Source organism: Microbacterium sp. HJ5 (assembly GCF_054824025.1).
In genome coordinates, this window is the sequence record NZ_JSYE01000008.1 from 61,392 (window position 1) to 75,612 (window position 14,221).

Consider the following 14,221-nt stretch of genomic DNA (forward strand, 5'->3'; position numbering starts at 1 on the left):
CTCGCACGACGACCGCCCGCGTCGCTCGGCTGCCCCGAACCGCTCCGATTGGAACGCGCCGGCGCGGACTGCGGCTCACGAGGCGCACGTCGACGTGGTGCACGAGCGTCTGCAGGCCGAAGCCGTGCAGGCGGGTGAGGTCGCGGACGTGACGTTCGCCGACCTCGGCCTCGGCGACAACATCGTCCGGACCCTCGCCGACCTCGGTGCCTCGTCTCCGTTCCCGATCCAGGCGGCGACGATCACCCCGATCCTCGAGGGCAAGGACGTCCTCGCCCGGGGCCGCACCGGCTCGGGCAAGACCATCGCGTTCGGCGCTCCGCTGGTCGAGAGCGTGCTGCGGTCGCAGGCCGGTCAGCGTCGAGAGTTCGGCCGCGCGCCGAAAGCGCTCATCCTCGCACCCACGCGCGAACTGGCGCTGCAGATCGACCGCACCATCCAGCCGATCGCGCGCAGCGTCGGCCTCTTCACCACCCAGATCTACGGCGGCGTCCCGCAGGGCCGCCAGGTCGGTGCGCTGAAGAAGGGCGTCGACATCATCATCGGCACCCCCGGGCGCATCGAAGACCTCGTGAATCAGGGGAAGCTCGACCTGTCGCAGATCCGCATCGCGGTCCTCGACGAGGCCGACCACATGTGCGAGCTCGGGTTCCTCGAGCCCGTCCAGCGGATCCTCCGCCACACCGCCGAGGGCAGCCAGAAGCTCCTCTTCTCGGCGACGCTCGACCGCGAGGTCGCGGCCCTCGTCGACGAGTTCCTCGTCGAGCCGGCCGTCTACGAGGTCGCCGGCGAAGATCAGGACTCCGGCACGATCGACCACCGCGTGCTCGTCATCGACCACCGTGACAAGGCCGAGATCCTGGCATCGCTCGTCGAGCGCGAGGGCAAGACGCTGGTCTTCGCCCGCACCCGCGCCTACGCCGAGATGCTCGCCGAGCAGTTCGACGACGCCGGCATCCGCGCGCTCGCCCTGCACGGTGATCTCAACCAGGCCAAGCGCACGCGCAATCTCGAGCGCCTGACGTCGGGTCGTGTGCAGGTCCTCGTGGCGACGGACGTCGCGGCGCGCGGCATCCATGTCGACGACATCGATCTCGTGGTGCAGGCCGATGCGCCCGACGAGTACAAGACGTATCTGCACCGGTCGGGTCGCACCGGTCGCGCGGGCCGCTCCGGCACGGTCGTCACGCTCATCACGCGCCAGCGTCGCCGTCGCATGACCGAGCTGCTGGATCGCGCCGAGATCGATGCGCCGTTCGACGAGGTGCGTCCGGGCGACGACCTGATCGAGGAGCTGACCGGCCGTCAGCTCTCGAACGTCGACGCCTGACGCCCTCTGGGGTGGCCCGGTCCCTGCGCGCGGGGCCGGGTCTTCGTCATACCCGTCAGGCCGCCGCCGACACCCGCCGGACGCCCTCGACGACGGCCGGATCCGCCCCGAGCGAGAGCAGGCGCGCCCGCAGCGCCGCCGCTGCCCGGTCGTAGGGCTCGACGCTCGCGTGCAGGAGGGAGCGGGTATTGGCGGCCTCCAGGAACGCGACGGCCTCGAAGGTCAGCTGCCGGGCGTCGTCGAGCGCCGGGAGCTCGCCCGCGTCCATCGCCCGCTCGATCGACAGGGTGAGGTAGTCCTCCCACTCGCTCGAGGCGGCCACGACTGCGTCGCGCACGGGGCCGGGACGTGCGTCGTACTCGACCGAGGTCGCCGCGAAGAAGCATCCGCCACGGAAGACCCGTTCGTCGGAGTACGCGAGCCACGAGCGGATCAGTGCGCACACTCGAGCCAAGCCGCGCTCCGACTCCGCCCGGGCGGGCGTCACCACGCGATCGATGAACACGTCGCGCGCCGCGGCCACGGTGGCCAGCTGGAGCTGCTCCTTCGAGCCGAAGAGGGTCGCGACGCCGCTCTTGCTGTGCCCCGCGGCATCCGCCAGCCGTCCGATGGTCAGGCCCTCCAGACCGTCGACGGACGCCGCGTCGATCGCGTGCGTGAGGATGACCCGCCGGGACTCGTCGCCGCGGAGCCGTCGACCGTCACGTTGCTCTTGCGCCATGCGATCAGATTACCGTACGATCGTTCGTATTAATACGTACGATCGTTCGCACATCTCGGATAGGAGGCAGTCGTGAATCTCGCACTTTCGATGACCCGGGCGGCGGTGCGCGGAGCCGCAGCCGTGTCGCCCGAATTGGGCGCCGCTGTGGCGCTTCCGCTCTTCGGCCGTGTCGCCGGGCCGCGGCCGATCGGCGCTGAGGCCGAGGCGACCATGTGGCAGGCGCACCGCTCGTCCGTCGTGGTCGACGGTCTCGCCGGAGGCGGGATCGACGTGGCCGTGTACGACTGGGGCCGCGGTGACGACGTCGTGGTGCTGGCCCACGGCTGGGACGGGCGCGCCAGCCAGTTCGCCCCGCTCGTGCGCGAGCTCGTCGCAGAGGGCTACCGGGTCGTGGCCTTCGACGCGCCCGCCCACGGAGCGACCGGCGGGCGCGGCACGTACCTGATCGACTGGCTCGACGTGCTCGCCGCCCTGCAGCGCTCCTACGGGCGCTTCCGCGCGGTGATCGGCCACTCCTTCGGGGGCCTGGCCACCCTGCTCGCAGCGGCCGACGGACTCAGCGTCGACCGGGTGGCGACCGTCGCCGCCCCGGCGGACGCCGACCTGCTCCTTTCGCAGTTCCGCGTGATGCTCGGCTACGACGAGCGCACCGCCGTCGCCATGCGGCGCCGCTTCGCTCGCCGCTACTTCCCGGGCGAGGCAGATCCGCTCGCGCGCCTCTCGCCGGTGCTTCGTCCGCTTCCGGCTCGGGTCGGTCTGCTCGCGATGCACGACGAAGGCGACCAGGTCGTGCCGTTCGGAGAGCTTGCGCGCCTCGCAGGCGCCAACCCCCGCGCGCGCGTCGTTGCGACGCGCGGTCTGGGGCACAACCGCATCCTCGCGTCCGACGAGTTCCTCGATGCCGTCGTGGCCTTCGTCGGCGAGCCGTCGGCGGCGGCTGTGGCGTCGGCCGTGACCGCGCCCGTCGTGATGGCGCCCGCCATGACCGCGCCCGCGGTGGCCGCGCCGGCCGTGGCTGCGCCGGACGTCAGAACAGCCGCGGCTCCGCCGGTGTCGTCACAGCGGACGCCCGCCCACGCGAGGTCGTGACGATTTCGCTCGCGCGCGCATCCGCCCGCGCCGCGAGACCCGACATCGGGGTGCCGCGCGGGTGGTCGTCTTCGGCGCGCCCGTCGAGGCCGTGCACGCGCAGCAGGGGTCGCACCCGCTTGGCGAGCCAGGCCCGGTAGGCCTTCGGGGCGGTGGCCGATGCGCCGGGATAGAGCCCGAGGTACGACGAGACGAGCTCGGGATGCTGCTCGCCCAGCCACTGCATGAACCACTGCTTCGCCCCCGGCCTCAGGTGCAGCGCCCCGTAGACGACCCGCGTCGCCCCGGCCGCCTTGATGCGCGTCAGCGCGTCGTCGATGGCGGCGATCGAGTCGGTGAGGTGGGGGAGGATCGGCATCAGGAAGACCGTGACGTGGAATCCCGCCTCGGTCGCCGCGCGCACCGTCTCGAGTCGCGCGGCGGCGGTCGGCGTGCCGGGCTCGATGAGATGCTGGAGCGCGTCGTCGAACACAGCGATCGACATCGCGAGCGAGACGCGGACGGATGCCGCGGCCTCGCGCAGCAGCGGCAGGTCTCGACGCAGCAGCGTGCCCTTCGTGAGGATCGAGAAGGGCGTCCCCGAGTCGGTCAGCGCGCTCACGATGCCGGGCATCAGCCTGTAGCGCCCTTCGGCCCGCTGGTACGGGTCGGTGTTCGTTCCGAGCATGACGGGCTCACGGTTCCATGAGCGACGCCGCAGCTCCTTCTCGAGCACTTCGGCGACGTTTATCTTCACGATCACCTGCGAGTCGAAGTCGCGACCCGCGTCGAGCTCGAGGTACTCGTGCGTCCCGCGGGCGAAGCAATAGACGCACGCATGACTGCATCCGCGGTACGGGTTCACTGTCCAGTCGAACGGCATCGCCGACGCGCCGGGAACATGGTTCAGCGCTGTCTTGGCCAGCACCTCATGGAACGTCACCCCCGCGAACTCGGGCGTGGTCACCGACTGCACGAGGCCGTTCAGATGCTCGAGGCCGGGCAGGGCCGCGGCATCCGCCACCCCCAGCTCCTGACCCTGCCACCTCATCGCTCCATGGGAACAGATATTCGATTATCTGTCAAGGGCGCGCGTACAAGAATCGAACATGACCTGATCCGCAGCCGCGCCTGCGCATCGCGCCCCCGATGTCCGGGAGAGAATGGCTGTCGTGACGGCGCCCGGTTCGTCCGATTCCCCGGTGTCTCGTCGCGCAGCACGTGCGCAGCGCGAGGAGGCCGCTCGGCGCGCCCGCGCGGAGCGGGTCGAGTTCGTCCTCCCCGACCCTACCGCCCCCGACATCGCTGCGGCACCGGTGGCGAGCCCCTTCGTGCTGCCGGCCGACTTCCGTGCCGCGGTTGCGCAGCGCAAGGCGAGCGCACCGCCCGTGGCGCCGCCGCCGGCGGGTCGGCTGAGGCCGCGCATCGGCCGCTCGCGCACCCGCAGCGACCGCAGCGCCGGCCCGAGGCGCGCCGCGCGGGCGGACCGGCTGCTCACCGAGGGGGAGCCGACCCCGGCGCGCCACGCCCGCCCACGATTCGCCCGGACCAGCGTCGTCGTGCTCCTCGTCGCCGGCGGGGCGCTGCTGCTCGGCTCGACCGCGGCGGTGACGGCACTCATGTCGGGCTCTGACGGATCGGGCGCGGACGCCGCGGCGCAGCTCGCGGAAGTTCCGCAGACCGTCGCCGCACTGCCGGTCCCCGTCGTCGAGCAGACGCCGCTGTCGACCGACATCTGCGACGACCCCGCCGTGATGTCGGCGCTCGAGGGGGGCGACGACGCGGCCGCGATCACGGCGGCCGGCGGCGCGGAGGCCTTCCGCATGGCCGTCGCCGAAGGTCTCGCGACGTGCGTCGATCTCGCCGACCCCACGCGGGTGTGGGCTGTCGTGAACAAGGTGCGTCCCTACGATCCGGCCGACTACCGGCCGGCCGATCTCGTCATGCCCGAGGGCGTGCGCAGCCTCGAAGGCGGCGCTTTGAGGTCGGATGCCGCCGCCGCCCTCTCAGCGATGGCGGGCGCCGCCCGGGCGGCGGGCGTGGGTGAGATCGCCCTCGAGAGCGGCTTCCGGTCGTTCCAGACCCAGCAGGACACCTACGGGCGACAGGTCGCCGCCAAAGGCCAGGCCGCCGCCGACCTCGTCAGCGCGCGGCCCGGGTTCAGCGAGCACCAGTCCGGACTCGCGGGTGACGTGGTGGCCTGCGCCGGCGGGTGCGGCACGCTCGACGACCTCGCAGCGACGGCGCAGGGGGCGTGGGTGGCGGCGCACTCGTGGGAGCACGGCTGGATCGTGCGGTACGTCGACGGGTCGACGCCCGTCACCGGCTACTCCCCCGAGCCGTGGCACCTCCGCTACGTCGGTCCGGAGCTCGCCCGGGCCTATCACGACGGGGGCTGGCGGTCGCTCGAGGAGTTCTTCGGCCTCGAGCCCGCACCCGGCTACGCGGGCTGACGACGGGTCGAGCGAGGCCGCCGGTGCGCCTCGGCGCGGGCTGGAGGCATCCCACAAATCGGCGGTACCCAGTTCCAGCATCCTTAGGATTCGATCTCACATGAGCGCCGTCGTGTCGGCGGTGCGCCCCTAGGATCGGATCGGGCCACCGGCGCGATCGCGTGCGATCCGACGCCGACGAATTGCTCGAAGACGAGAGGAAGGCGCACAGATGGAGCGCGACATCTACGACGAGGACCACGAGGCGTTCCGCGACGTCGTGAAGGAGTTCATCAAGCGGTACGCGTCCGACGAGAAGCGCAAGCAGTGGGATCGCGACGGCGAGATCGACCGCGCGACCATGCTCGCGGCAGGCGAGGCGGGCATCATCGGTCTGTCGGTGCCCGAGGAGTTCGGCGGCGCCGGCATGCTGCAGGACTACCGCTTCCGCTCGATCGTCCTCGAAGAGACCATCGGCGCGGGCCTCGGCTCTCTCGCGGGCGCGCTCGGCATCCAGGACGACCTCGCCATCCCCTACATCGTGCACATGGGCACGCAGGAGCAGAAGGAGAAGTGGCTCCCCGGCATGGCGACCGGCGAGATCCTCGGTGCTCTCGCGATGACCGAGCCCGGCGCGGGCAGCGACCTGCGCGGCATCAAGACCACGGCCAAGAAGGTCGACGGCGGCTACATCGTCAACGGCGCGAAGACCTTCATCTCGTCGGGCAAGACGGCAGACATCGTCGTCACCTTCGTCAAGACGGGCGAGGGCAACCGCCCCGACGCGTTCAGCCTGCTGATCCTCGAGGACGGCATGGAGGGCTTCGACCACGGCAAGAAGCTCGAGAAGATGGGCTTCCACGGGTGGGACACCGCCGAGATGTCGTTCAGCGACGTCTTCGTGCCCGAGGCGAACCTCATCGGCGGCAAGGAAGGCCTCGGCTTCATCCAGCTCATGATGAACCTGCCGCTCGAGCGCCTGTCGATCGGCGTCGCCGCCGCTGCCGCCGGCGAGGCGGCGTTCGTGTGGACCCGCGACTACGTGCTCAGCCGCGAGGCCTTCGGCCAGCCCATCGCCGACTTCCAGAACACGCGCTTCAAGCTCGCCGACATGGCCACGACCGTCGACGTCATGTGGGCCTACAACGACCGCGCGATGATGCTCTACAAGGACCAGAAGCTCACGGCCGAAGAGGCGGCGAAGGTCAAGTTCTGGTCGACCGACCGCGAGTGGGAGCTGCTCGACATCGGCGTGCAGCTGCACGGCGGCTACGGCTACATCACCGAGTATCCGATCGCCCGCGCGTTCCTCGACGCCCGCGTGCACCGCATCTACGGCGGCACGAACGAGATCATGCGCGACCTGGTCTCGCGCCAGATCGTGGGCAAGCGGTAGTCCTCCGCGAATCGGATGCCGTGGGTGTCAGTGCTGGCCGGCGGGCCCGTCGCCGCGACCCAGCCCGCGCGCGGCGAGCCCGCGACGGCGCGCGAGGCGCGCGACGCCCGCGCGCTTGAGGCGATCGGCGATGAGGATGCCGAGGCCGACGCCGGCGAGGCATCCGGCGATCGTCAGCGCGAAGAAGGCGACCATCGCCCACACCGGCATGGTCCACAGGTCGAACGACGCCGCGGCGGCGATCGGATAGACGACGCCGACGAAGGCGGCACCGGCGTAGTACTGCCAGGTGCGCCACGACCGGTAGATCGCGAGCAGGAACGGGATCTCGGCGAACAGCGCCCACCACAGCGCCGCACCCAGGAACGGGAACGCGACGAGTCCCGAGAAGAGCCCGACGAGGATGCCGGCGAACGGCCGCTCGAGCAGCCGCAGCGCGACCGTCGCGGGGAGAAGCCACAGACCGGCGAGTGCGACCGAAGCGAACGGCACCGTGGCGAACAGCGCCGACGACACCCAGCCGGCCGCCCACAGGAGCACGCCGCCCGCGACGCCGATCGCGGCGCAGGTCAGCAGGTACGACGTGGCGACGCGGCTCATGCGTGCACCTCGGCCGACGCGACCTGCGACTTGGGGGTCGGCGACGCGGCACCGACGCGCCAGTAGCCGCAGAAGCTCACGAGGTCCTTGGGCACGCCTCGCTCGCCCACCAGGTGGCGGCGGGCCTCGGTCGGAAGCGCCTGCTCGCCGACGATGTACGCGTGGAACGGGGCATCCGGAAGAGTCGCGTCGCGCAGCGCCTGGAGCGCGAGCGCCCCCGGCTTGTCGCCCGGCGCACGCAGGATCCACTGCACCGTCACACCGGCGGGGTGCGCGAACTCGAGGGCATCGTCGGCGGACGGCACCTCGACGATCACCAGCCCCGACGCGTGCGGGGGCAGCGACGCGCACACGCCGGCGATCGCGGGGAGCCCGGTCTCGTCGGCGACGAGCACGACCCGGTCGGTGCCGCGCTCGGGGTTGAAGGCGAGGCCCTCGTCGATGAGCACGACACTCTCGCCGGCCTCGCACGTCTCGGCCCAGCGCGACGCCGGGCCGGCGGTGCCGTCGTCGGCCGAGCCGTGCAGCACGAAGTCGACGTCGAGCTCGGCGCCGTGCTCCGCGGTCGCTGCGCGGTACGCGCGCACGGTGTAGTTGCGCATGACCGGCCGGACGCCGTCGGGGATCCGCAGGTACTTCAGGTAGCCGAAGAGCTTGTTCGCCTTCGCCGGCAGGCGGTCGAGCCCCTCGTCGCCGCCGAGCGGCAGGAAGATGCGGAACCACTGGTCGTACCCCATGGGCCGGAACGCGTCGATCTCGCCGCCGCCCAGGGTGATGCGCATCCAGTGCGGCGAGAGCCGCTCGCTTCGCAGCACGGTCACGTGCACGAGGCCCTGCGTTTCGGGCTTCACGAGTCTGCTTGCGAGTGCCATGGTCCTCCGTCGGTGGTGGTGGGGTGGGATGCCGCGACCCGGCGCTACGCCGGGACCCAGGGGAACAGCGATACGAACACGGCCGCCGAGACCGTCCAGAACAGGACGATGAATACGACGTCGCGAGAGCGGAACGGCACCAGATGCCGTTCGGTGCGGTCGGGGTGGGCGCCGAAGGCGCGGGCGTCCATCGCGAGCGCCACGCGCTCGGCGTGGCGGATCGCGCCGGCCATGAGCGGCACGATGTAGCCGAACCAGCGTGCGAGCGCGGCGAACGGACCGCGCCCTCCGTGCGCGCCGCGCACGCGGTGCGCCTGGCGGATGACGTCGAGCTCGTGACCGAAGCGCGGCACGAACCGGAAGGCCGCGAGGGCGGTGTAGCCGATCCGGTAGGGCACGCGCAGCTGCTGCACGGTCGCCCGCACGAGGTCGGGGCCGGTGGTGGAGAGTCCCGCGATGAGGGTGAGCGCGACGATCGCGGCGATGCGCAGTCCCGTCGCGAGGCCGATCTCGAGGGCACCGCCGTACAGGGTCCACGACCCGATCTGCACCACGACCACGGATTGGTCGACGCGCGCGGCATCCGTCCACAGCGAGAAGCCGAGGCCGACGATCGCCGCGCCCACCGGCAGCGCGACGAGGATCGCCGCCAGCCGTCCGGTGAAGGTGATGCCCACCAGCAGGATCGCGTAGCTCAATGCGAGGAAGGCGATCGGGGTGGCGGCGTCGCGGACGAAGACCAGCAGCACCATCGCGGGCAGCGGTCCGGCGAGCTTGGCGAGCGGATTGATGCCGTAGAGGAAGCGCACCGGCGAGGCGTGCGCGCGCTGCGCGTAGGGGTCGAAGCCCTCGCGCACCGATTGGGTCGTCGTGAGCGGGCCGGTCGCGGTCACGTCGGGATCCCGCCGGGCAGGTCGGCAAGACGCGCGACGCCGGTCAGCTCCGGATGCCCCTCGAGACCGTGGAGCGCTCGCCGCAGGGGAGGCAGCCGCAGGCCGGCGCGCTCGATGAGCTCGGCGTCACCGAACACGTCGGCGGTCGGGCCCGCCGCGACGACGCGACCGCCGGCGAGCACGACGGTGCGGTGCGCGTACTCCGTCACGAGCTGCATGTCGTGGGTGACCACGACGATCGTCGTGCCCTCGGCGTTCAGCTCGTCGAGGAGCCTCAGCAGCTCGTCCGCGCGGGCGCGGTCCTGCCCGAACGTCGGCTCGTCGAGCACCAGCACGGGCGCGCCGGCGACGAGGGCCGTGCCCACCGAGAGCCGGCGCTTCTGGCCCCCGGACAGCAGGAACGGGTGGGCGTCGGCCTTCGCCTCGAGCCCGAAGCGCTCGAGCAGCGCCAGGCTGCGGGCGCGCACCTCGTCGTCGGGAAGGTGCTGGCGGCGGAGTCCGTGCGCGACCTCGTCGAACACCGTGTGTGCGATGAACTGGTGCTCCGGGTTCTGGAAGACGAAGCCGATCCGCGACGACAGGGTGCGCGCGTCGGCCCGGCCGACGTCGACGCCGTCGACGCGCACCGTGCCCTTCGGCGGCGGCACGACGCCCGCGAGCGCCTGGATCAGGCTCGTCTTGCCCGCGCCGTTCGCCCCGACGACGGCGACGAACTCTCCCGCCCCGATGTCGAGGTCGACGCCGTGGAGCACGGCGGTGCGCCCGCGGCGGAGGGTGAGGTCGCGCACGGAGATGAGGGGAGCGGATGCCGCACCCGCCGCCTGCTGCGACGCAGCCGTACCGTGTGCAGGACCGGCCGGCCGTGCGTCCGCGTGGCCCCCCGGAACCGCCGCGCGGGCGCCTGCCGGAGACCCATCCGTCCTGCGAACGGTACGCGCGGGCCGGGCCTCGAGCGCCACGCGCAGCTCGCCCGGCGTCAGCGGCAGCGGGTCGAGCGCGTAGCCGGCCCGTCGCAGCCGCAGCGCGGCGATCGCCGAGACGGGAAGCCACACCCCCATCGCGTGCAGCTCCTCGGCGCGCCCGCGCAGCACGTCGTCGACCGACCCGTCGGCGGCCAGCCGGCCGTCGTGGTCGAGCACGACCACCCGGTCGACGAAGCCCACCGCGGCGTCGAGGTTGTGCTCGACGAGGAGGATGGCCCGATCGCCGCCGGCGACGAGATCGGCCAGTGCGGCGTAGACCTCCTCGATGCCCCGGGGGTCGAGGTTCGCGGTCGGCTCGTCCAGCACGAGCAGCGGGGATCCCATGGCGAGCGCGCATGCGATCGCGAGGCGTTGACGGCCGCCGCCGGAGAGGCGGTCGGGGTTCTCGGTGCGACGCTCCCACAGGCCGACCCGCCGGAGCGCGGCCTCGGCGCGCGCGAGCACGTCGGCCACCGGCATCCGGAGATTCTCAGGGCCGAAGGCCACCTCGTCGAGGAGGGTTCCGGTCACCAGCTGCGCGTCGGGGTCCTGGAACACCATAGCCACGCGCGTGCTCAGCTCGGCGACGGAGGTCGAGGCGGTGTCGAGGCCGTCGACCTCGACCGTGCCCTCGACGTCGGCCGGCACCGCGTGCGGGATGAGCCCGTTCAGCGCCAGCGTGAGCGTCGACTTGCCGGAGCCGCTCGGGCCGAGCAGCAGCACCACCTCGCCGGCGGCGATGTCGAAGGAAGCGGATGCCGGTGCCGGCGTGAGCTCGCCGTCGTGGGTGACCGCGAGGTCGCGCACCCGCACGAGAGGGACACCGGCGTCCGCCGCGAGCGCGGCGGAAGGGTCGCGCTCTGGTGTGGTCACGGGACTTCCTGTTCGGGACGAACTAAGTGTCTCCTAACTTAGCCGACCCTAACCACCGTGCGAAGCGCTGTGTCAGCGGGCGCGCTGTCGCGGGACGCCCGCGCGGCGCAGGGCGCGGCCGATCGCGAGGCCCACCGCGGTCCACAGCACCGGGCCCAGCACGAAGAGCGCGACGTACACGATCTGCCCCCACAGCGGGAACCGGGCGATGTCGGCCGCGAACCAGATGGCGCCGGCGATCACGACGCCGATGATCACGGCGGAGAGGAAGAAGCGCCACGGTTCCCATCGGCGGTAGCGGGATGCTGCGGCGATGAGCTCCTGCAGCCCGCCGATGAGCAGGGCGGTGCCGACGTAGCGCCCGACCCACAGGGGCACCACGGCACTCGCGACGAGCGCCGCGATCATGTGGGTGATCAGCGCGACCCATGGGGCGCGCAGCAGCTCCTGAGCGATGACGCCGGGGAGCACGTGGACCCCGAGGACGAGACCGTAGAGGATCGGCAGGGCGGCCGAGACGGGACCGCTGATCGCCCCTGCGCCCGCCTGCAGAACGCCGGCCGCGACGCCGATCGCCGCGCACGTGAGCAGCACGCTCGTCGAGAGTCGGGATGCGGCGGCCACCAGGCAAGAGTACTGGCCGCGAGCAGGGCGGCAGCCCGGGCGGGACCCGCGTCGGCAGGGGTCTCAGACCCGTCGTCGCCGTCGGGTCAGCCGCACGGCGGGCAGGGGCGGAGCCGGGATGCGCTCGTCGCCGTGGTCGACGACATGACCGAAGCGCTCGCCGCCGGCCTCCCACGCGTCACGCGCCTCCACGATCTCGTCGTGCGTGCGCCCGACGAAGTTCCACCACATGACGATGTCGTCCTCGAACGGCTCGCCGCCGAGGAGGAACACGGTCGCCCCGCCAGTGCTGGAGACCTCGATCTCGTCGCGGGCGATGCCGAGGTACAGCAGGTGCACGTCGTCGAGAACGACGTCGTCCCCCGCGTGCACCGTGAGGTCGCCGTCGACGCCGACGAGGGCGTGCTCCCAGGCAGGGTCGAGCGGCACCCGCAGCCGTGACCCGGCGGGGACCCTGATCTCGGCGCCGACGATCGGCGTGAACGTCGTCGCGGGCGAGGCGACCCCGGCGAAGACGCCGAGAACGACCGCCGCCGCGCCCTCGGCGCCGGAGACGGCGGGCACCGCGACCTGCGGAAGCTCGGCGTGCTGCTCGAAGGCCGGGGCGCCGTGCCGCCGCGACTCGGGGAGCGCGACCCAGAGCTGGAGCGCGTCGAGCGGCGCGGCCTCCTCGCCCAGCGAGTACTCCGAGTGCGAGATCCCCGCACCGCTCGTCATGAGGTTGAGCGCACCGCGGCGCACCATGACGTCGCTGCCGATCGAGTCGCGATGGCGGACGTCGCCCTGGAACGGCCACGTCACCGTCTGCAGGCCGATGTGGGGGTGCGGCTCGACGCGCATGCGCGTGACCTGCGGGCCGAACCTGTCGAGGAAGCACCACGCTCCGACGAGGGGCAGGTCGCGCTGCGGCAGGGCCCGGCGGACCGACATCGCCCGGACGCCGCCGAGCGGAACCTCGCGGGCCTCGAGCAGCAGTGCCCGCGGCCCGTCGCTTCCGGATTCCGGTTCCTGAGCCTGTCGAGGGGCCGTGGCCACGGCGTCGTCGGCGTCGAGTCGGGTCATCGCGCGGTCACTCGGGGTGCGGCGCGGGCGGCCACTCGACCGCGAGGCCGGGCACCTCGTTGTCACGGAGGTACTTCGCCACGACGGGGCAGTGCGGCACGACGGTCTCGCCTCGGGCGGCGGCATCCGTCATCGCATCCGCGACCACCCGCTGGGCGAGGCCCCGGCCGCGGAAGGCCGGGTCGACCTCGGTGTGGGGATACAGGTAGCGCCCCCGGCGGTCGACCCGGAACTGCGTGAACCCCGCCAGCACGTCGCCCACGTGGACTTCGTAGCGGCGGTCCTCGTCGTTGCGGACGACGGTGATCTCATCGGTGGAGGCGGGCATCGGCATCCTTTCGTCCTCTCTCTCAACGTAGGCGCGACGGCGTCTGTTCCGCCACCGCGCCACCCCCCTGGCACGCGCCGCACCGTGGGTCTATGGTCGCCTCATCCGCGGTCGTCGCGGACCGGTTCTGGGGGGACCGTTCGATCCGTGCGTGGATTCGAAGGGGAATCATGAAGAAACGTGCTCTCGCCGCGGTCGCGGCACTCTGTCTCGGCGTCGTCGCACTCATCGGCCCCACGTCTGCGGCCGTCGCCGCGGCGCCCGAAGGCGCTCCCTATGTCGCCGTCGGCGACTCGATCGCGGCCGGCACCGGCAGCCTGCCGTACGTCGACACGTCCTGCCTGCGGTCCAAGAGGGCGTATCCCGACCTGCTCGGCGCTTCTCCCGGGGCTCCTCCGGTCACGATGGCGTGCGCCGGGGCCGGGACGGCCGACGTGCTGCAGCAGATCGCGATGCTCGACGCCGGCGGCGCGCTCGGCGCCGACACCCAGCTCGTGACCGTGACCTCGGGAGCGAACAGCACCGGCTGGCAGAACGCGCTGGCCGTCTGCGCCGGCGGAGACTCGCTCGCGTGCCAGCAGGCGATCGCCGCCATCGGCGACGTCGCGCTGCTGAAGCAGGAGACCCACGCCTTGCTCACCGCACTCCGCGCCGCCGCGCCGAACGCCGTCGTCGTCATCACGGGCTATCCGCGTCTGTTCGGGACGTCCGGAGAGACGTGCACGATCGGCGCCTACGGTGGCTCGCCCGCCAAGGTGACCCCGCAGCAGGCGCTCATCGCGAACAGCATCGTGGACGCGATCAACCTCGCGATCGCGGACGGGCTGCAGCTCTACCAGTTCCAGTACGCCCAGACACACGGGGGCACGCTCGACGCCATCGTGCCCGTCGACGTCACCGGGGCGTTCCTCGGCCACGGCCTGTGCGACGCGGGCGACCGATGGATCGCCGGACTGTCGTCGGGCAAGAAGGCCGACGGAGCCTTCCACCCCACAGCGGCCGGCCAGCAGGCGTACGCGGCGCTGATCGCCGCGGCGCTCGGCGGATAGCCCGCCGT

General features: G+C 72.2%; 14 protein-coding genes. 5 read left to right on the forward strand and 9 right to left on the reverse strand.

All coding sequences use genetic code 11. The features are described from left to right. Nucleotides 1-1,330 (forward strand): DEAD/DEAH box helicase (locus OB08_RS03595; RefSeq protein ID WP_461472191.1); only part of this gene is annotated, 1,330 nt, incomplete at its 5' end. A gap of 55 nt (nt 1,331-1,385) precedes the next feature. Here the strand turns inward: OB08_RS03595 and OB08_RS03600 are convergent. Then, entirely contained in the window at nt 1,386-2,051 is a 666-nt protein-coding gene (locus tag OB08_RS03600) for a TetR/AcrR family transcriptional regulator (RefSeq protein WP_461472193.1), read from the reverse strand. A 72-nt stretch (nt 2,052-2,123) separates the two neighbouring features. Here OB08_RS03600 and OB08_RS03605 point away from each other — a divergent pair, with 72 nt between their 5' ends. Then, the gene (locus OB08_RS03605) at nt 2,124-3,143 is read left to right on the forward strand and encodes an alpha/beta fold hydrolase (protein WP_461472195.1); all 1,020 of its coding nucleotides are present in this window, start codon (nt 2,124-2,126) and stop codon (nt 3,141-3,143) included. Here the strand turns inward: OB08_RS03605 and OB08_RS03610 are convergent. Then, entirely contained in the window at nt 3,082-4,173 is a 1,092-nt protein-coding gene (locus OB08_RS03610; protein ID WP_461472197.1) for an Rv2578c family radical SAM protein, read from the reverse strand. The genes OB08_RS03605 and OB08_RS03610 overlap by 62 nt on opposite strands. 151 nt (nt 4,174-4,324) lie before the next feature. On the opposite strand from OB08_RS03610, the gene OB08_RS03615 reads away from it, so the two are divergent. Together OB08_RS03615 and OB08_RS03620 are read left to right on the forward strand one after the other, a co-directional pair. Beyond that, on the forward strand, nt 4,325-5,575 hold the full coding sequence (locus OB08_RS03615) for a M15 family metallopeptidase (protein ID WP_461472199.1): 1,251 nt from the start codon (nt 4,325-4,327) through the stop codon (nt 5,573-5,575). A 211-nt stretch (nt 5,576-5,786) separates the two neighbouring features. Continuing rightward, nucleotides 5,787-6,950, forward strand: a complete 1,164-nt coding sequence (locus OB08_RS03620; protein WP_461472201.1) for an acyl-CoA dehydrogenase family protein — start codon at nt 5,787-5,789, stop codon at nt 6,948-6,950. Nucleotides 6,951-6,977: 27 nt separating this feature from the next. Here the strand turns inward: OB08_RS03620 and OB08_RS03625 are convergent, their stop codons facing one another. The 7 genes from OB08_RS03625 to OB08_RS03655 form a co-directional block, all read right to left on the reverse strand. After that, nucleotides 6,978-7,550 (reverse strand): ECF transporter S component, encoded by a 573-nt coding sequence (locus OB08_RS03625; RefSeq protein ID WP_461472203.1) that lies wholly within the window; start codon nt 7,548-7,550, stop codon nt 6,978-6,980. Continuing rightward, nucleotides 7,547-8,422: a siderophore-interacting protein gene (locus tag OB08_RS03630; protein WP_461472205.1), complete on the reverse strand. Its 876-nt coding sequence runs from the start codon at nt 8,420-8,422 to the stop codon at nt 7,547-7,549. The genes OB08_RS03625 and OB08_RS03630 overlap by 4 nt, the downstream gene beginning before the upstream one ends. 44 nt (nt 8,423-8,466) lie before the next feature. Continuing rightward, complete coding sequence (locus OB08_RS03635) at nt 8,467-9,315, reverse strand: energy-coupling factor transporter transmembrane component T (RefSeq protein ID WP_461472207.1); 849 nt, start codon at nt 9,313-9,315, stop codon at nt 8,467-8,469. Further along, nucleotides 9,312-11,150, reverse strand: a complete 1,839-nt coding sequence (locus tag OB08_RS03640) for an ABC transporter ATP-binding protein (RefSeq protein ID WP_461472209.1) — start codon at nt 11,148-11,150, stop codon at nt 9,312-9,314. The genes OB08_RS03635 and OB08_RS03640 overlap by 4 nt, the downstream gene beginning before the upstream one ends. A gap of 72 nt (nt 11,151-11,222) precedes the next feature. Next, on the reverse strand, nt 11,223-11,774 hold the full coding sequence (locus OB08_RS03645; RefSeq protein ID WP_461472211.1) for an ECF transporter S component: 552 nt from the start codon (nt 11,772-11,774) through the stop codon (nt 11,223-11,225). Between the two features lie 63 nt (nt 11,775-11,837). Continuing rightward, on the reverse strand, nt 11,838-12,836 hold the full coding sequence (locus OB08_RS03650; RefSeq protein ID WP_461472213.1) for a pirin family protein: 999 nt from the start codon (nt 12,834-12,836) through the stop codon (nt 11,838-11,840). A gap of 7 nt (nt 12,837-12,843) precedes the next feature. Further along, entirely contained in the window at nt 12,844-13,170 is a 327-nt protein-coding gene (locus tag OB08_RS03655; protein WP_461472215.1) for a GNAT family N-acetyltransferase, read from the reverse strand. A gap of 164 nt (nt 13,171-13,334) precedes the next feature. Between OB08_RS03655 and OB08_RS03660 the strand changes: the two genes are divergently transcribed. Beyond that, on the forward strand, nt 13,335-14,213 hold the full coding sequence (locus OB08_RS03660; protein WP_461472217.1) for an SGNH/GDSL hydrolase family protein: 879 nt from the start codon (nt 13,335-13,337) through the stop codon (nt 14,211-14,213). Nucleotides 14,214-14,221: the final 8 nt, after the last annotated feature.